The organism is Streptomyces sp. NPDC093984 (assembly GCF_044764595.1).
In the GTDB taxonomy this organism is placed as follows: Bacteria; Actinomycetota; Actinomycetes; order Streptomycetales; family Streptomycetaceae; genus Streptomyces; species Streptomyces cynarae.
The window spans coordinates 483,109-500,652 of the sequence record NZ_JBIWIM010000004.1; the positions used below are offsets into that span (position 1 = coordinate 483,109).

Annotated in this window: 16 protein-coding genes and 1 tRNA gene; 8 read left to right on the forward strand and 9 right to left on the reverse strand. The window is 69.0% G+C overall.

Features of this window, described 5'->3' with window-relative positions; all coding sequences use genetic code 11:
• Positions 1-147: 147 nt before the first annotated feature.
• From ACIRC0_RS18195 to ACIRC0_RS18210, 4 genes are all read right to left on the reverse strand, one after another.
• Positions 148-1,206: a tartrate dehydrogenase gene (locus ACIRC0_RS18195; RefSeq protein ID WP_403617153.1), complete on the reverse strand. Its 1,059-nt coding sequence runs from the start codon at positions 1,204-1,206 to the stop codon at positions 148-150.
• A 72-nt stretch (positions 1,207-1,278) separates the two neighbouring features.
• Entirely contained in the window at positions 1,279-2,163 is an 885-nt protein-coding gene (locus tag ACIRC0_RS18200; RefSeq protein ID WP_403617154.1) for a LysR family transcriptional regulator, read from the reverse strand.
• 156 nt (positions 2,164-2,319) lie between these two features.
• On the reverse strand, positions 2,320-2,454 hold the full coding sequence (locus tag ACIRC0_RS18205; RefSeq protein WP_403617155.1) for a hypothetical protein: 135 nt from the start codon (positions 2,452-2,454) through the stop codon (positions 2,320-2,322).
• A 416-nt stretch (positions 2,455-2,870) separates the two neighbouring features.
• Positions 2,871-2,954: transfer RNA gene (locus tag ACIRC0_RS18210), tRNA-Leu, on the reverse strand.
• A 704-nt stretch (positions 2,955-3,658) separates the two neighbouring features.
• Here ACIRC0_RS18210 and ACIRC0_RS18215 point away from each other — a divergent pair.
• The 7 genes from ACIRC0_RS18215 (at position 3,659) to ACIRC0_RS18245 (ending at position 12,891) form a co-directional block, all read left to right on the forward strand.
• Positions 3,659-4,504, forward strand: coding sequence for an FhaA domain-containing protein (locus tag ACIRC0_RS18215; protein WP_403617156.1), 846 nt, complete (start codon positions 3,659-3,661; stop codon positions 4,502-4,504).
• Positions 4,505-4,514: 10 nt separating this feature from the next.
• Complete coding sequence (locus tag ACIRC0_RS18220; protein ID WP_403617157.1) at positions 4,515-5,027, forward strand: FHA domain-containing protein; 513 nt, start codon at positions 4,515-4,517, stop codon at positions 5,025-5,027.
• Between the two features lie 120 nt (positions 5,028-5,147).
• Positions 5,148-6,659, forward strand: a complete 1,512-nt coding sequence (locus tag ACIRC0_RS18225) for a Stp1/IreP family PP2C-type Ser/Thr phosphatase (RefSeq protein ID WP_403617158.1) — start codon at positions 5,148-5,150, stop codon at positions 6,657-6,659.
• A 27-nt stretch (positions 6,660-6,686) separates the two neighbouring features.
• Positions 6,687-8,123 carry an FtsW/RodA/SpoVE family cell cycle protein gene (locus tag ACIRC0_RS18230; RefSeq protein ID WP_403617159.1) on the forward strand — a complete coding sequence of 479 codons (1,437 nt, stop codon included), beginning with the start codon at positions 6,687-6,689 and terminating at the stop codon, positions 8,121-8,123.
• Positions 8,120-9,607 carry a peptidoglycan D,D-transpeptidase FtsI family protein gene (locus ACIRC0_RS18235; RefSeq protein ID WP_403617160.1) on the forward strand — a complete coding sequence of 496 codons (1,488 nt, stop codon included), beginning with the start codon at positions 8,120-8,122 and terminating at the stop codon, positions 9,605-9,607. The genes ACIRC0_RS18230 and ACIRC0_RS18235 overlap by 4 nt, the downstream gene beginning before the upstream one ends.
• A 170-nt stretch (positions 9,608-9,777) precedes the next feature.
• Positions 9,778-11,763 carry a Stk1 family PASTA domain-containing Ser/Thr kinase gene (gene pknB, locus ACIRC0_RS18240; protein ID WP_403617161.1) on the forward strand — a complete coding sequence of 662 codons (1,986 nt, stop codon included), beginning with the start codon at positions 9,778-9,780 and terminating at the stop codon, positions 11,761-11,763.
• 711 nt (positions 11,764-12,474) lie between these two features.
• Positions 12,475-12,891 (forward strand): restriction endonuclease, encoded by a 417-nt coding sequence (locus tag ACIRC0_RS18245; RefSeq protein ID WP_403617162.1) that lies wholly within the window; start codon positions 12,475-12,477, stop codon positions 12,889-12,891.
• Here ACIRC0_RS18245 and ACIRC0_RS18250 read toward each other — a convergent pair.
• The 5 genes from ACIRC0_RS18250 to ACIRC0_RS18270 form a co-directional block, all read right to left on the reverse strand.
• Positions 12,773-13,513: a class E sortase gene (locus tag ACIRC0_RS18250; RefSeq protein WP_403617163.1), complete on the reverse strand. Its 741-nt coding sequence runs from the start codon at positions 13,511-13,513 to the stop codon at positions 12,773-12,775. The genes ACIRC0_RS18245 and ACIRC0_RS18250 overlap by 119 nt on opposite strands.
• A 50-nt stretch (positions 13,514-13,563) precedes the next feature.
• Positions 13,564-14,724 (reverse strand): class E sortase, encoded by a 1,161-nt coding sequence (locus ACIRC0_RS18255; RefSeq protein WP_403617164.1) that lies wholly within the window; start codon positions 14,722-14,724, stop codon positions 13,564-13,566.
• Positions 14,721-15,359, reverse strand: a complete 639-nt coding sequence (locus tag ACIRC0_RS18260; RefSeq protein ID WP_103837314.1) for an aminodeoxychorismate/anthranilate synthase component II — start codon at positions 15,357-15,359, stop codon at positions 14,721-14,723. The genes ACIRC0_RS18255 and ACIRC0_RS18260 overlap by 4 nt, the downstream gene beginning before the upstream one ends.
• 210 nt (positions 15,360-15,569) lie before the next feature.
• Complete coding sequence (locus ACIRC0_RS18265) at positions 15,570-16,256, reverse strand: class E sortase (RefSeq protein ID WP_403617165.1); 687 nt, start codon at positions 16,254-16,256, stop codon at positions 15,570-15,572.
• A gap of 30 nt (positions 16,257-16,286) precedes the next feature.
• A complete protein-coding gene (locus tag ACIRC0_RS18270; RefSeq protein WP_403617166.1) occupies positions 16,287-17,090 on the reverse strand; it encodes a DUF881 domain-containing protein in 804 nt (267 codons plus the stop codon).
• 140 nt (positions 17,091-17,230) lie between these two features.
• Between ACIRC0_RS18270 and crgA the strand changes: the two genes are divergently transcribed.
• Entirely contained in the window at positions 17,231-17,485 is a 255-nt protein-coding gene (gene crgA, locus ACIRC0_RS18275; protein ID WP_103837311.1) for a cell division protein CrgA, read from the forward strand.
• Positions 17,486-17,544 lie beyond the last annotated feature (59 nt).

Genomic DNA, 17,544 nt, shown 5'->3' on the forward strand with positions numbered 1-17,544 from the left:
GCTTCCCGAGACGCGTGCAGATCGGGGTGCCGCGGCTGCGCAAAGACTTCTTCCGTCGCCGAGGAGTGCACGCCGTCGGCGAGGGGTCGCCAGGGTGGGTGAGCGGTGGGCGGCGCCGTCCCTGCCGCCCACCGAGAGCAAGACGGCTCAGAGCAGCTCGATCAGCTTGTCGGTGAACTCGGCGGTGGTCGCGGTTCCGCCCAGGTCACGGGTGCGGGTATCGGTCTTGGCCAGGACCGAGGCGATCGCGTCCGTGATGTCCCTGGCAGCGGCGGGATGGCCGAGGTGGTCGAGCATCATGGCCGCGGACCAGATCGCACCCAGCGGGTTGGCGATGCCCTGGCCCGCGATGTCGGGGGCAGAGCCGTGCACCGGCTCGAACATCGAGGGGAAGTCCCCCTCGGGGTTGAGGTTGGCCGCGGGGGCGATGCCGATGGATCCGGCGACCGCGGCCGCGAGGTCGCTGAGGATGTCGCCGAACAGGTTGGAGGCGACGACGACGTCGAAGCGGGCGGGGTCGAGGACGAACTTGGCCGCCAGCGCGTCGATGTGCTCCTGGTCCCAGGCGACGCCGGGGTGCTCGGCGGCCCGCTCGGCGATCAGCTCGTCCCAGAACGGCATGGTGTGGATGATGCCGTTGGACTTGGTGGCGGAGGTGACCTTCCCCCGGCGGCGCGCGGCGAGCGAGAACGCGTAGTCGGCGATACGGGTGACCCCGGCCCGGGTGAACACCGCCTCCTGGACGGCCAGTTCCTCGGACGTGCCCTGGTTCAGCCGTCCGCCGATCTCGCTGTACTCACCCTCGGCGTTCTCCCGCACGACGACGATGTCGACCTCGCCCGGCCGTGCGCCGCGCACCGGACTGTCGATGCCTTCGAAGACACGGATGGGCCGGAGGTTGACGTACTGGCGGAAGCTGCGCCGGATCGGGATCAGCAGCCCCCACAGCGAGACATGGTCGGGCACCCCCGGATACCCCACCGCGCCCAGCAGGATCGCGTCCTTGTCGCGCAGCTGGTCGATCCCGTCGGCGGGCATCATGGCGCCCTCCCGCAGGTACCGCTCGCACGACCAGTCGTACGACGTGTAGGACAGGCTGAAGCCGTGGCGGCGGCCGAGAACATCGAGCACCTGCTGTGCTGGGGGCAGTACCTCGGCGCCGATGCCGTCGCCGGGGATCAGGGCAATGCGGTGGTTCGTCGTCATGCCGTCGATTGGAGCAAGGCGGTCGCGGGGCGTCCAAGACGCAAAGCGGATCTCCCTTATAAGCACTCCCTATCAGTTGTCGGCGGCCGAGGTGGCGGCCGTGACGAACGCGGCGGCTGCGGGCGACAGGCTGCCGCGGCGGCTGACGAGGGCGATGTCCAAGGTGGTCTCCGGCTCGATGTCCAGGACGCGGGCGCCCAGCCGCCGGGCGACGTCCCGCCAGGAATCCGTGACCACCGCGAGCCCGACCCCGGCCAGTACCAGGGGCATGAGCGACACGCGGTGCTCGGTCTCGGCGGCGACGGTGAACTCGATGCCCTGTTCCCGCAGCGCGTCGACGTAGGCGCGCATTCCGGTACCCGGCTGCCCGACGATCAGCCGCTGCCCCGCAAGCTCCCGGCACTCCACCGCCGTCCGGCCGGCGAACGGGCCGTCGGCCGGCACCATCAGCACAAAACGCTGCCGCCCCAGCGCATGGGAGACGACCTCCTTGTCGGAGAGGGGACCGGCGGACGCCAAAAGCCCCAGCTCCACGGCACCCGTGCGCACCATGTCGATCACATCACGCGAGGTGAACGCGGCTTTGATGGCCACGGAGACGCCGGGATACCGGTGGCTGAAGGCACTCACCAAACTTGTCAGCGGCTCCACCGCCTGCGACGGCATCGATGCGACATCCAGGCGCCCCTCACGCAGCTCGTGCACCGCCGCGACACTCGCCCGCGCCGTCTGCAGACTCCGCACGGCCTCCCGGGCAGGCTCGATCAGGGCTCTTCCGGCCTCCGTCAGCACCGCCCTGCGCCCGATGCGATGGAACAGCTCGGAGCCCAGATCACGCTCCAGCGCCCGCACGGCCTGCGACAGCGACGGCTGCGACACATACAGAGCCGAGGCCGCACGGTTGAACCCCCCACGATCAACAATCGCAAGGAAGTACTCCAGCTGCCGAATGTCCATACGCGCCCTCTGCCCCTGGAAGAGATCAACCGACGACTCGATCGGTCCCGACCATGGTGGCCTGAAGGATCGCCTCGACGAAGTGCGGAACCACCCTGGAACCCGGGACATCTCTGAGCTGGACCGGCCGTCGTGATCGGCCAGGTGCCGGCGCAGTCATGGAGTGGTGTCGTTGTCGGCCTGCTGGGCGCGGCCGATCAGATAGCTGGCGGGGTGCAGCACCGGGTAGACGCCGATAAGGAGCCGCGCCGCAAGCCGATGCCGGGCGCACGTGTGGGCAGGCGGATGCACGCGCGTCCCTGTGCGGTTAGCCGTGTAGCTCGTCAAGGGCCACCAGCGTGCGCCGCGGCTCCGCCGAGGACCGCCTCCAACGCCTAGAAGACGCCGGCACCCGCCGCCGACGCCATCGCCCTGGGCGATGAGCGGCCCCGCCGACGGCCCACCCGCCGCCGCCAGACAGGCCCCTGGGGGACCTGGACTCCCCAGGGCCACGTCAGCCAACCCTGAGAGCTTCCTCACAGAGGGTTGATCAATCGAAGATCCACGACACCACGCGGACCGCCGATAGCCTCCCAGCCATCGACGATCCGCTCCGCCATGCCCAGAGACATCCATCACACCCGGAGAAACAGGAATGGGCGGCATCACCATCGCGATGCCGCCCATTCCGTCGGTGCAGCCAGAGCACTTTCGTCGGTGCTCCTCTGTGCGCGAGGGGGGAGTTGAACCCCCACGCCCTTGCGGGCACTGGAACCTGAATCCAGCGCGTCTGCCTATTCCGCCACCCGCGCATTGGGTGTGTCCTCCGGCTCCGGCCCTCTCGGCCCGGCGCCTTCCGACACCCAGAACATTAGCACGCTGGAGAGGGTGGGTTCACATCCCTTTCCCCTGGGGGCCCCGGCCCCGCGCCCGAAACCCCCTCCCGACCAGCGACGTCCCCGAACCCCCGGCTCCCGGCCCATCCCGCGCACCCGCCCCCACCGACCACCACCCACGGATCCGGTCCCGACACCGAACACCCGACACCGAACACCAGACACCGGATACCGGATCCAGACACCGGACACCGAACATCCGGCACCCCGGCAGGCACCACCCCACGCCCAGCTCCCACTCTCCCCGCGGCACCCCCGCCCGCCCCGAGCCCCGCCGCCCCCGCAACGTCTCAAGGCGTGTCTGTTCACGTATCAACCTCGTACCGGTCCCGCCCATCTCCCCAGGAGCCGGACGGGTCCACAGCCGGGTGCGGGACACTGGTCTGCGGCCGCCTCTACGATCCATGGCGGGAGTACCACCGCGGAGTGCTCCGAGGAGTACGTCAAGGAGTACGCCCGGAAGGTGTTCGAAGGGGCCGTCCGGAGGGAAACCCGGAGGCGTCGACACCCGTCGACAGGTCCGATGGGGGGAACCAGCCGATTTTCCGGCGCGTGGATACGATCAGTAAGCAGTACCAGGTAAGCAGTACACAGGACGGCAACGACGGAGGAGGTGCCCCATGGGAGTCCTGAAGAAGTTCGAGCAACGTCTCGAAGGTCTGGTCAACGGCACCTTCGCCAAGGTCTTCAAGTCCGAGGTCCAGCCCGTGGAGATCGCCGGCGCGCTCCAGCGCGAGTGCGACAACAACGCCACCATCTGGAACCGCGACCGTACCGTCGTCCCCAACGACTTCATCGTGGAGCTGAGCGCGCCGGACTACGAGCGCCTCAGCCCCTACTCCGGCCAGCTCGGCGACGAGCTCGCCGGCATGGTGCGCGACTACGCCAAGCAGCAGCGCTACACCTTCATGGGCACCATCAAGGTCCATCTGGAGAAGGCCGACGACCTCGACACCGGTCTGTACCGGGTGCGCAGCCGTACGCTCGCCTCCTCCACCAACCAGCAGGCGCCCGCGCAGGGCGGCGCCTCCGCGCGCTCCGGCGGCTACGGCTACCCGCCCTCCGCTGCGCCGGCGGGCGCCCCGCCCATGCCGTCCGCGCCGCCGCCCGGCGCGCGGCCCGGCGGATACGGCTACCCGCAGCCCGCCGGCCAGCGCCCCGGTGCCGCTCCGGCGTCCGGCGGGCGCACCCGCTACTGGATCGAGATCAACGGCACCCGCCATCAGATCTCCCGCCCGACGCTGGTGCTGGGGCGCAGCACCGACGCCGACGTGCGGATCGACGACCCCGGCGTCTCCCGCCGGCACTGTGAGATCCGGACCGGAACGCCCTCAACGATCCAGGATCTCGGCTCCACCAACGGCATCGTGGTGGACGGGCAGCACACCACCCGCGCTACGCTCCGCGACGGCTCGCGGATCGTCGTGGGCAGCACCACCGTTATCTATAGGCAAGCCGAAGGGTGAAGCGGGGGCAATGTCAGAGCTGACCCTCACGGTCATGCGGCTGGGTTTCCTGGCCGTACTGTGGCTGTTCGTGATCGTGGCCGTGCAGGTCATCAGGAGCGACCTGTTCGGTACGCGGGTCACCCAGCGCGGCGCGCGTCGCGAGGCCGCACGGCCGCAGCAGACCGCCCGCCAGGCGGCGCCCCCGCCGCAGCGCCAGCAGCCGAGCGGCGGCCGGCAGCGCCGCGGGGCACCCACCAAGCTGGTCGTCTCCGAGGGCTCGCTGACCGGGACCACGGTCGCGCTGCAGGGCCAGACCATCACGCTCGGCCGTGCCCATGACAGCACGATCGTGCTGGACGACGACTACGCCTCCAGCCGGCACGCCAGGATCTACCCCGACCGCGACGGCCAGTGGATCGTCGAGGACCTCGGGTCCACCAACGGCACGTACCTCGACCGGACCCGGCTGACGTCCCCCACACCGATTCCGCTGGGCGCGCCGATCCGCATCGGCAAGACCGTCATCGAGCTGCGGAAGTAGTACGACAATGAGCGAGCGGAGCGAGCACGCAGCGGTGGCCTCCACCCAGGGCCCCGGCGCGCTCCCGACCGGAGGGTGGGCACCGTGCGGATGTACCCGGAGCCGACGGGCGAGGTGCGCATGAGTCTCTCACTGCGCTTCGCCGCCGGATCGCACAAAGGCATGATCCGCGAGGGCAACGAGGACTCCGGTTACGCCGGTCCGCGCCTGCTCGCGATCGCCGACGGGATGGGCGGCCAGGCCGCCGGCGAGGTCGCCTCGTCCGAGGTGATCTCCACCATCGTCGCGCTCGACGACGACATCCCCGGCTCCGACATCCTCACCTCGCTCGGCACCGCGGTGCAGCGCGCCAACGACCAGCTGCGGGCGATGGTCGAGGAGGACCCCCAGCTCGAGGGCATGGGGACCACGCTCACCGCGCTGCTGTGGACCGGTCAGCGGCTCGGCCTCGTCCACGTCGGCGACTCCCGCGCGTACCTGCTGCGGGACGGCGTCCTCACACAGATCACCCAGGACCACACCTGGGTGCAGCGGCTCGTCGACGAGGGCCGCATCACCGAGGAGGAGGCCACCACCCACCCGCAGCGGTCCCTGCTGATGCGTGCGCTGGGCAGCGGCGACCACGTCGAGCCGGACCTGTCCATCCGCGAGGTGCGCGCCGGCGACCGGTACCTGATCTGCTCCGACGGGCTGTCGGGGGTGGTCTCCCACCAGACGCTGGAGGAGACCCTCGCCAGCTACCACGGCCCCGAGGAGACCGTGCAGGCGCTGATCGAGCTGGCGCTGCGCGGTGGCGGCCCCGACAACATCACGGTGATCGTGGCCGACGTGCTGGACCTGGACACCGGTGACACTCTCGCCGGGCACCTGTCCGACACCCCGGTCGTGGTGGGCGCGGTCGCCGAGAACCAGAACCACCTGCACGACAACGGCATCATGCAGACGCCCGCGGGCCGCGCCGCCGGACTGGGCCGCCACGCGGCCGGGCAGGGCGGCGGGGGCGCATTCGGGCCGCCCGGCAGCGGCGACACCACCGGGTACATCCCGGCGGGCAGCTTCGGCGACTACACCGACGAGGACTTCGTCAAGCCGAGGAAGGGCCGCCGGTGGCTGAAGAGATCGTTCTACACGGCCCTCGCGCTCGCCGTCATCGGCGGCGGCTGCTACGGCGCCTACCGGTGGACGCAGACGCAGTACTACGTCGGTGCCAACGGCGAGCACGTCGCGCTGTACCGCGGCATCAGCCAGGACCTGGCCTGGGTGTCGCTGTCCAAGGTGGAGAAGGACCACCCGGAGATCGAACTCAAGTACCTGCCGCCCTACCAGCAGAAGCAGGTCAAGGCGACCATCGCCGAGGGCGGTCTCCAGGCGGCCCAGTCGAAGATCTCCGAGCTGGGCGTGCAGGCGTCCGCGTGCAGGAAGGACGTCGAACGCCGCACCGCGGAGTCCAAGAACACCCCCAAGCCCGGCAGCACCACGGGAACCGCGAGCAACTCCCCGACGTCCAAGGCCACACCGACTCCGAACCCCTCGGCGTCGGCGTCCAAGACCCAGACCGCACCCACTCCCACACCCGGCCCCAGCCTCTCGGAGCAAGAGCAGAAGGTCGTCTCACTGTGCGGTAAGCAGTAAGCAAGCCGTGAGGGGCCCTGTCACACCATGAGCAGCAGTACGAACACGTCGACGCACCACACGTCCACGATCGGCGCGATCGGTACACCGAGCCGCCGCAACACCGAGCTGGCGCTGCTGGTGTTCGCCGTCGTCATCCCGGTGTTCGCCTACGCCAACGTGGGCCTCGCCATCAACAACAAGGTGCCGCCCGGCCTGCTGAGCTACGGTGTCGGCCTCGGTCTGCTGGCCGGCGTCGGCCATCTCGTCGTACGGAAGTTCGCCCCGTACGCAGACCCGCTGCTGCTGCCGCTGGCGACCCTGCTCAACGGCCTCGGTCTGGTGGTGATCTGGCGGCTCGACCAGTCCAAGCTGCTGCAGGCGATCGGCCAGGCGGGCAGCGCGGCGCCGAAGCAGCTGCTGTACACCGCGCTGGGCATCGCGCTGTTCGTCGCCGTGCTGGTCTTCCTCAAGGACCACCGGGTCCTGCAGCGCTACACCTACATCTCCATGGTCGCCGCGCTGGTCCTGCTGATCCTGCCGCTCATCCCGGGCCTCGGCGCCAACATCTACGGCGCGAAGATCTGGATCCACGTCGGCAGCTTCTCCATCCAGCCCGGTGAGTTCGCGAAGATCGTCCTCGCCGTGTTCTTCGCCGGCTACCTGATGGTCAAGCGCGACGCGCTCGCCCTGGCCAGCCGCCGCTTCATGGGCCTGTACCTGCCGCGCGGACGCGACCTCGGACCGATCCTCGTCGTCTGGGCGATCTCGATCCTCATCCTGGTCTTCGAGACCGACCTCGGTACGTCGCTGCTGTTCTTCGGAATGTTCGTCATCATGCTGTACGTCGCCACCGAGCGGACCAGCTGGATCGTCTTCGGTCTGCTGATGTCCGCGGCCGGTGCGGTCGGCGTGGCCAGCATCGAGCCGCACGTGAAGATGCGCGTCCAGGCCTGGCTCGACCCGATGAAGGAGTACACGCTCAGCCGCCAGGGCGTCGGCGGCCACTCCGAGCAGCTACAGCAGGCCCTGTGGGCGTTCGGATCCGGCGGCACCCTCGGCACCGGCCTCGGCCAGGGCCACTCCGACCTGATCCGGTTCGCCGCCAACTCCGACTTCATCCTCGCCACCTTCGGCGAGGAGCTGGGCCTGGCCGGCATCATGGCCCTTCTGCTGATCTACGGCCTGATCGTGGAGCGCGGCGTGCGCACCGCCCTCGCCGCCCGCGACCCGTTCGGCAAGCTGCTGGCCGTCGGCCTGTCCGGCGCGTTCGCGCTGCAGGTCTTCGTGGTCGCCGGCGGTGTGATGGGGCTCATCCCGCTGACCGGTATGACGATGCCCTTCCTGGCGTACGGCGGTTCCTCCGTGATCGCCAACTGGGCCCTGATCGGCATCCTGCTGCGCATCAGCGACACCGCGCGCCGCCCGGCCCCCGCTCCCGCCCCCAACCCCGACGCCGAAATGACCCAGGTGGTCCGACCGTGAACAAGCCCCTGCGCCGGATCGCGATCTTCTGCGGGCTCCTCGTCCTCGCTCTGCTCGTCCGCGACAACTGGCTCCAGTACCTCCAGGCCGACAGCCTGCGTACCGACCCGAACAACCGCCGGGTGCTGATCGCGCGGTACTCCACGCCGCGCGGCGACATCATCGTCGACGGCGACCCGATCACCGGGTCCAAGGAGACGCCCACCAACAGCCTCAACGACTTCAAGTACAAGCGCACCTACAAGGACGGCGCGATGTGGGCGCCGGTCACCGGCTACGCCTCGCAGGCCTTCGGCGCCACGCAGCTGGAGTCCATCGAGGACGGCATCCTCACCGGCACCGACGACCGGCTGTTCTTCCGCAACACCCTCAACATGCTGACGGGCAAGCAGCAGCAGGGCGGCAATGTCGTCACCACCCTCAACGCGGCCGCGCAGAAGGCCGCGTACGACGGTCTGAAGAAGGTCGGCGGCAAGGGCGCGGCCGTGGCGCTCGACCCGCAGACCGGTGCGATCCTGGCGCTGGCCTCCTACCCGTCGTACGACCCGTCCACGTTCGCGGGCAACTCCCTGTCGACGGACTCCAAGGCCTGGCAGAAGCTGCAGAAGAAGAACGACCCGAGCGACCCGATGCTCAACCGGGCGCTGCGCGAGACCTACCCGCCGGGCTCCACGTTCAAGGTGGTCACCGCGGCGGCGGCCCTGGAGAACGGGCTGTACACCAGCGCGGACGACCCGACGAAGTCGCCGCTGCCCTACATTCTCCCGGACACCACGAGGGAGCTGAAGAACGAGGGGAACATCCCCTGCGAGAACGCGACCATGCGCGAGGCGCTGCGGTACTCCTGCAACACCGTCTTCGGCAAGATCGGCGCCGACCTCGGCAAGGACAAGATGCTCGAGGAGGCTAAGAAGTTCGGCTTCGACTCCGAGCAGTACACGCCGGTGCGCTCCGCCGCCTCCACCTTCCCCGAGAAGATGGACCGGCCGCAGACCGCGCTCAGCTCCATCGGCCAGTTCGAGACCGCCGCGACCCCGCTGCAGATGGCCATGGTCGCCTCCGCCGTCGCCAACGACGGCAAGCTCATGAAGCCGTACATGGTGGACAAGCTGCAGGCGCCCAGCCTCGACGTGATCACGCAGACTCAGCCGGAGGAGCTGAGCCGGCCGCTGTCGGAGAAGAACGCGCAGATCCTGCAGTCGATGATGCAGACCGTCGTCGAGAAGGGCACCGGCACCAACGCGCAGATCCCCGGTGTCACCGTGGGCGGCAAGACCGGTACCGCCCAGCACGGTCTGAACAACAGCGAGAAGCCGTACGCCTGGTTCATCTCGTTCGCCAAGCTCAAGGACGGCAGTTCCCCTGTCGCCGTGGCCGTGGTGGTCGAGGACGACAAGGCCAACCGTGACGACATCTCCGGTGGCGGCCTCGCCGCCCCCATCGCGAAGAACGTCATGGAGGCGGTCATCAACAGCAAGAAGTGACCCCCGTCACGTCCCCTTCACATCGGTGCACGTTGCGATACCGGTCCTGTATCGGGTGGCGGATGTGGCCAGGTCACACACAGCGAGCCGGGTACCGTATGCCCGGACAGCACACCGCCGGACCACACGCGGGTGTGGTCGGGACCGACGGAGAGGGCTGGTAGGAAGCTATGGAAGAGCCGCGTCGCCTCGGCGGCCGGTACGAGCTGGGCCAGGTGCTCGGCCGTGGTGGCATGGCCGAGGTCTACCTCGCGCATGACACCCGCCTCGGCCGCACCGTGGCGGTGAAGACGCTGCGCGCCGACCTGGCGCGCGACCCTTCCTTCCAGGCCCGGTTCCGCCGGGAGGCCCAGTCGGCCGCCTCGCTGAACCATCCCGCGATCGTCGCGGTGTACGACACCGGCGAGGACTACATCGACGGGGTCTCGATCCCGTACATCGTCATGGAGTACGTCGACGGCTCCACACTCCGTGAGCTTCTTCACAGCGGCCGCAAGCTGCTGCCGGAGCGCGCCATGGAGATGACCATCGGCATCCTCCAGGGCCTGGAGTACGCCCACCGCAACGGCATCGTCCACCGCGACATCAAGCCCGCGAACGTCATGCTGACGCGCAACGGCCAGGTCAAGGTGATGGACTTCGGCATCGCCCGCGCCATGGGCGACGCCGGCATGACGATGACGCAGACCGCGGCGGTCATCGGCACCGCCCAGTACCTCTCGCCCGAGCAGGCCAAGGGCGAGCAGGTCGACTCCCGTTCGGACCTGTACTCGACGGGCTGCCTGCTCTACGAGCTGCTGACGGTCCGCCCGCCCTTCGTCGGCGACTCCCCGGTCGCGGTGGCCTACCAGCACGTCCGCGAAGAGCCGCAGCCGCCGAGCGTCTTCGACCCCGAGATCACGCCCGAGATGGACGCGATCGTGCTCAGGGCCCTGGTCAAGGACCCCGACTACCGCTACCAGTCCGCCGACGAGATGCGCGCCGACATCGAGGCGTGCCTCGACGGCCAGCCGGTCGCGGCGACGGCGGCGATGGGCTCGGTCGGCTACGGCGGCTACCCCGACGACCAGCCCACGACGGCCCTGCGCGCGGACGGCGGTGCCGGCGCGACGACGATGATGCCGCCGATGAACCCGGACGACGGGGGCTACGGCTACGACGACCGCCCGGACCGCCGCCGCCAGAAGAAGTCGAACACCTCGACGGTCCTGCTGGTCGTCGCGGGTGTCCTGGTGCTGGTCGGCGCCATCCTCATCGGCAAGTGGATCTTCAGCGGCAACGGCGGGGTCGGCAACGACACCGTGCCGGCGCCGAACTTCATCGGCCAGTCCCAGAAGGACGCGCAGACGCTCGCCGACAACTCGGACCTGAAGCTGTCCATCTCCAGGAAGCCCTGCGAGGACCAGAAGAAGGGCAACGTCTGCTCCCAGGACCCGAAGGCGAACACCGAGGTCAAGAAGGGCAGCGTCGTCAATCTGGTGGTGTCCACGGGGGCGCCCAAGGTGGCGGTGCCGGACGTGAGGGGACTGCAGTTCGCCAAGGCGAAGTCCCAGCTCGAGGACAAGGGTTTCGTGGTCGAGCAGAAGACGGTGGAGTCCGACCAGACTCCGGGCGTCGTCACCGACCAGAACCCCGCGGGCGGCACGGAGAAGGAAAAGGGCTCGACGATAACCCTCACGGTGGCCGCGGCCCCGCAGACCGTGACCGTGCCGGACGTGAGGAACCAGAGCTGTGACGACGCCAAGAAGCAGCTGCAGGCCAACAACCTGACGCCGGGCAACTGCGTCGACACCGACACCACCGACCCGAACCAGGTCGGCAAGGTCATACAGACCAACCCCGGGGTGCTCACCCAGGTCAAGGCGGGCACGACGGTCAACATCCAGATAGGCAAGCTGGCCAACCAGCAGACGCAGGTCCCGGGCGTCTTCGGCCAGAAGCTGAGCGACGCCGTGAAGATCCTGCAGCAGAAGGGCTTCACCCGCATTCAGGTCAACGGTCCGACGGACGGCAACGCCCGGGTCACCGCCCAGGACCCGCAGCCCAACACCCAGGCCGACCCGAACAGCCAGACGATCACCCTGACCACGGTGTCGGCCGGAGGAAACAACGGCGGCAACGACGGTGGCTTCTTCAGCGGACTGACCGGCGGCTGAGCCCGACCGGCCCGCACGGCCACGCCCGACGACTGAGCCCCGGCCCCCGAGAAGGGGGGCCGGGGCTCTCGCACAGGGCCGAACCCGCACTTCCGACTCGTTGTACGAAGCCCGACCACATCTTCATATGTCCTGGCTCGTTGCTCGAGTTGACGGTGGGGCATTGCTCCCTGCCCCACCATGCGAACACGACACGGGTGGAAGGGCAGAAGGTGATCAACGAATCGGCGCTGCTGGAATCGAAGGCTCTGCGAAGCAGTGTGCTGGGCCGCACGGACGTGCTCGACAGAGTGAAGGCGCTCTCGCTGCTGCCGGACGGGATGCATGTGACGACGGCAATGGTGGCGACGTACTTCGGGGTCACGGTCGAGGTGATCCGCCAGGTCAAGGCGCGCCACCAGGAAGAGCTGACCGGCAACGGAATGGTCACGCTCCAGGGCGAAGCGCTCGCGAAGTTTAAGCGTGACGCCTTGTCACGCTATCCAGGAGCTTATCCACAGCCTCGATCGAGCCTCACGCTCTACTCTCGTCGAGCCGTCCTCAACATCGGCATGCTGCTCCGCGACAGCGAAGTCGCACGTCAGGTGCGTGTGTATCTCCTCGACGCGGAGTACCTGGCCCGCACACAGCCTGTGGAAAACCCACTGAGACCGGAGGGCCAACAGCGACCGAGGAATCGACGTCACCGCCCGCACGGCCGACGGACGCACGGTGGCCGTCCAGTGCAAGAGGTACAGCGATCGGCAGTATGTGTCGAGCGCCGACATGCAGAAGTTCGCCGGCGCCGCACGCACCGTCGAGCCCGCCGACATCGCACTCTACGTCGCCACCTGCACCTTCACCCACGAAGCGCAGGCGATCGCCAGGCTCAGCGGGATCGTCCTCGTGGACCGCTACGAGCTGGAGGCATGGACCTCCGGGGTGCGCCTGAGGACCCTTCGCCAGGCCCACGGCACAGAAGCCCGAAGCCGCAAGTCGAAGTTGCGGCTTCGGGCCCTCACCATGCTACTCAGCCCAGCTCCTTCGGCGGCGTCCGCTCGCTGTCCACCTTCTGCACCCGCACCAGTTCGCCCCACACGATGTACCGGTACTCCGAGGTGTAGACGGGGGTGCACGTCGTCAGGGTGATGTAGTGGCCCGGCTTCTTCACGCCCGCCTCCTTCGGGATCGCCGAGAGCACCTTCACGTTGTACTTCGACGTCTCGGGCAGGATCGCGAAGACCTTGTAGACGTACCAGTCGTCCTTCGTCTCGAAGACGATCGGGTCGCCCTTCTTCAGCTTGTCGATGTTGTGGAACTTCGCCCCGTGCCCGTCCCGGTGCGCGGCCAGCGCGAAGTTGCCCGTCTTGCCCGTCATCGGCAGCGTCGCCTTGACCGGGTCCGTGTAGTAGCCGGCCACGCCGTCGTTGAGGACGCTCGTCGACGTGCCCTTCTCGACGAGCACCTCGCCGTTCTTCATCGCCGGCACGTGCAGGAAGCCGATGCCGTCCTTCGTGTCCAGGGCGCCCGGGCCGCTGTCCTTCTCGGCCGCCCAGTGGTCGCGCACCTTGTCGCCCTGATGGTCGGCCCTGCGGTCCGCTATGACGTTCGTCCACCACAGGGAGTAGACGACGAACAGGCCCAGCACCAGGCCCGCCGTGATCAGCAGCTCGCCGAAGACGCTGACGGCCAGCGCGATCCGGCCCCGCCCCCGGCGCCGAGCCGACGGGGAAGCGGCGGTCCGCTCGTCCTGGTCGGTGGTCACTCCCACTGCATCTGCCCTGTCTGTTCCACGTGCCCGTGCGTCCACGTGCCCTGCGCCTACGAAATGAGCGCGTCCGGCTTGCCCTTGCTGCGCGGCCGTTCCTCGACCATCTTGCCCCACACGATCAAGCGGTACTTGCTGGTGAACTCCGGCGTGCACGTGGTCAACGTGATGTAGCGGCCCGGTGCGGTGAAGCCCGAGCCCTTCGGGATCGGGTCCAGGACACTGGTGTTCGCCGGGGACGTCACCGGCAGCATCGACGTCATCTTGTAGACGTAGTACTCGTCCTGCGTCTCCACCACGATCGCGTCACCCGGCTGCAGACGGTTGATGTACCGGAACGGCTCGCCGTGCGTGTTCCGGTGCCCCGCGAGCGCGAAGTTGCCCGTCTTGTCACTCGGCATCGCCGTCTTCAGGGTGCCCTCGCCGTAGTGCCCGACCATGCCCTTGTCGAGCACGTTGGTCTTGCTGGTGCCCTCCGCTATCGGCGCCACCACGTCCAGCTTCGGGATGTGCAGGATGGCGAAGCCCTGCCCCGGCGCGAACACCCCCGGCTCCCGCTTGCCGCTCGCCCAGTCCTGCTGGAGGTGCTGCGCGGCGCTGCCCGCCTCCTGGTGCGCCCGCACGTTCGACCACCACAGCTGGTAGGTCACGAACAGCAGCATCACCACACCGGTCGTGATGAACAGCTCGCCCACCACCCGGCTCGCCACGACCGCCGCCCCGGGCTTCTGCGCCCTCGCCGCCCGCCGGGCCTCCACCCGGGAACGCGGCGCCTGAGCGGGCGTCCCCGTGGCCTTCTCGGGCGTCTGCGGCCCACTCCCGCGCCGCCCGTGCCTCCGGGCCGCCTTGCGGCGCGCGGCACGGCCACCGGGCGCCGGAGCGGCCTCGGCGGCGCGGTTCCCGGCCCGCCGCGCCTCCTCGATGTCAGAGGTGCGCAGCGCGACGGTCTCGTTGTCCGCCAGCGGCTCGTCGTACCCGGGAGCCGCTGCCGGTCGCGGTTCCTCGTACGACGGGAGCACCGCCGTCGCGTCGTACCCCTGCTGGGGCTCGTACGTCTGCTGCGCGTACTCCCCGGCGCCCTGCCACTGAAGGCCCGGCTCCTGCCCCTGCCACACGCCGAAGTCCCCGTACGGCTGCTGCCCGTACGAGGACCCTTGCTCCGCGGCGTCCCCGTAGGTGGCGCCGGTCTCGCGCTCGGGGCGCAGCGCGGTCACGCCGTGGCCCTGCCCACCACCGGGGCCAGCCCCACCGACCTCGCCACGGCCCCCTCGTCACCGCACTCCACCAGCCAGTTGGCCAGCATGCGGTGCCCGTGCTCGGTCAGCACCGACTCGGGGTGGAACTGCACACCCTCCACCCGCAGCTCCCGGTGCCTGAGACCCATGATGATCCCGTCGTGCGTGCGCGCCGTGACCTCCAGCTCGGCCGGGACGGTGGCCGGTTCGGCGGCCAGGGAGTGGTAGCGGGTCGCCGTGAAGGGGGACGGCAGCCCCGCGAAGACGCCCTTGCCCTCGTGCTCCACCAGCGAGGTCTTGCCGTGCAGCAGCTCCGGCGCCCGGTCGACGACACCGCCGTACGCCACCTGCATCGACTGCATGCCCAGACAGACCCCGAAGACCGGGACGCCCGTCGCGGCGCAGTGGCGGACCATGTCGACGCAGACGCCCGCCTCCTCGGGGGTGCCCGGTCCGGGGGACAGCAGGACGCCGTCGAAGCCGTCCTGGGCGTGCGCCGTCGACACCTCGTCGTTGCGCAGCACCTCGCACTCGGCGCCCAGCTGATACAGGTACTGCACCAGGTTGAAGACGAAGCTGTCGTAGTTGTCGACGACGAGAATGCGCGCACTCACTGGTTGTCCACCGTCACATCGTTGAAGGGCAGCAGCGGTTCGGCCCACGGGAAGACGTACTGGAACAGGACGTACACCACGGCCAGGACCAGCACGACGGAAATCAGTGCCCTCACCCATGCGTTCCCCGGCAGATGCCGCCAGATCCAGCCGTACATGCCGTCCCTTCCGTCTCACCACGGCACCAGACTCACGCCGTACGCCACCAGACTACTGGCGCAGAGCCGCCGGTTTCCCTGCCTCCACAGGCTGTGTGGAATCCAGGTGCGCCCAGACGATCAGCCGGTGACTGTGCCCCCACTCGGGATCGCACGTGGTCAGCGTCAGATAGCGTCCCGGACGCCTGTACCCGGACGTACGTGGCACAGGGTCGATCACTTCAACGTCGGAGGGCACCGTTTTGTAAGGGCCTTTGTCGATCCGATACGTGAACCAGGTGGTGCCGTCGGTGAGGACCACCGCGTCGCCGGGCCGCAGCCCGGGGAAGTCCTTCAAGGGATCGCCGTACGTACGCCGGTGACCGGCGACCGCGAAGTTGCCCACCTGGCCGAGCCGGGCGGTGCCCGCGTAGTGGCCCAGCCCCTTCTTCAGGGTGTCCACGGCGGTGTCCTCGAGCACGGGCTTGTTCCACGTGAAACCGAACCGCGGGACGTACATGACGGCGAACGGCCGGCCCTCGGCATACGGCCCCGGACTGCCGGGGCCCGCGGCGCTCGTCGGCGCGGCGGACGCGCGCACCGTCCCCTTCGCCCACTGCTTCTGCAACTGGCCGATCTGGTCGTTCATCGCGCCGTCCGCCTTCACCCCGGTCCAGAACACCACGTAGACCACGAACAGCACGATGAGGGCACCCACGGTGACGCACAGTTCGCTGACGGTCCTGACGATCACGCGCACCGGCACGGATCCCCCCAGCGGCAGCGGCCTCTACTCCACGGGCTTGGCGTAGTGCAGGTCCACTGTGCCGGAGTATCCGGGAAGAGTCACCGTCCCGTCCTCGGTGACTTTCCAGCCGAGGCCGTAGACGTTGACGTACACCATGTAGTTCTGGATCGCGGGTGAGTCCGCGAGCGCCTTCTGCAGCTTGTCCGGGTTCCCGACGGCGGTGATCTTGTAGGGGGGCGAGTAGACGCGGCCCTGGAGGATCAGGGTGTTGCCGACGCAGCGCACCGCGCTGGTGGAGATCAGCCGTTGGTCCATGACCTTGATGCCCTGGGCGCCGCCCTGCCACAGCGCGTTCACCACGGCCTGGAGGTCCTGCTGGTGGATCACCAGGTAGTCGGGCTGCGGCTCCGGGTATCCGGGGAGCTTGGCGGTGGCGTTCGGCGGGGCGTCGTTGAGGGTGACCGTGACGGCCCTGCCGGTGAGCTTCCGGGTGCCGGCGTCCTTCTCCAGCGCCGCCAGCCGGTCCTGCTCGGCCTTGCTCATGGTGCCGCCGGTGCGCTTGGCCAGGGCCTCCACGGCGGAGCGCAGGGCGGCGTCGGACTCGTCGAGCCGGGCGTTCTTGTGGCTGCGCTCGTGGATGAGGTCGGACAGCTTCAGCAGCGAGGTGTCGGTGCGGAGGTTGGTGCCCTTGGCCGTGTTGAAGCTCGTCATGAACAGCAGGCCGGCGAGTGCGAAGACGCCCAGGGTGAGCACCCGCACGGGCCGGAATCGGCGCGCGCGGTCGGACGGGGTCCCCGCATCCGGGGAACCGGAACCCGTCCCGGGGGAGTCGGCCGTATCGCTCACGTACCCTTATCTCCTTCGGCGCCGCGGAAGCACTACGCTAACGGACGCCCGGGGGAGCGCTCATGTCCCCTTGTACGCTGCCCCGGAGCCAGCCCCAGTTCCCTGCGCGGCGACGCAGCGCATCGACAGGAGAGACCCTCGTGCCGAAGTCACGTATCCGCAAGAAGGCCGACTACACGCCCCCGCCGTCCAAGCAGGCCCAGGCCATCAAGCTGGAGAACCGCGGCTGGGTCGCGCCGGTCATGCTGGCCATGTTCCTCATCGGGCTGGCCTGGATCGTCGTCTTCTACGTGACCGACGGGTCGCTGCCGATCCACGCCCTGCGCAACTGGAACATCGTGGTGGGCTTCGGGTTCATCGCCGCCGGGTTCGGCGTCTCCACCCAGTGGAAGTAGGGCCTCACGCCCGTCCGCGGCCGGCTCTGCCCACAGCTGCACACCGAGTTATCCACAGC

Coding starts and splice junctions, on each gene's coding strand:
- ACIRC0_RS18220 (WP_403617157.1), top strand. CDS start 4,515: ATGTCAGAGCTGACCCTCACGGTCATGCGGCTGGGTTTCCTGGCCGTA.
- ACIRC0_RS18215 (WP_403617156.1), top strand. CDS start 3,659: ATGGGAGTCCTGAAGAAGTTCGAGCAACGTCTCGAAGGTCTGGTCAAC.
- ACIRC0_RS18230 (WP_403617159.1), top strand. CDS start 6,687: ATGAGCAGCAGTACGAACACGTCGACGCACCACACGTCCACGATCGGC.
- ACIRC0_RS18225 (WP_403617158.1), top strand. CDS start 5,148: ATGAGTCTCTCACTGCGCTTCGCCGCCGGATCGCACAAAGGCATGATC.
- ACIRC0_RS18195 (WP_403617153.1), bottom strand. CDS start 1,206: ATGACGACGAACCACCGCATTGCCCTGATCCCCGGCGACGGCATCGGC.
- pknB (WP_403617161.1), top strand. CDS start 9,778: ATGGAAGAGCCGCGTCGCCTCGGCGGCCGGTACGAGCTGGGCCAGGTG.
- ACIRC0_RS18200 (WP_403617154.1), bottom strand. CDS start 2,163: ATGGACATTCGGCAGCTGGAGTACTTCCTTGCGATTGTTGATCGTGGG.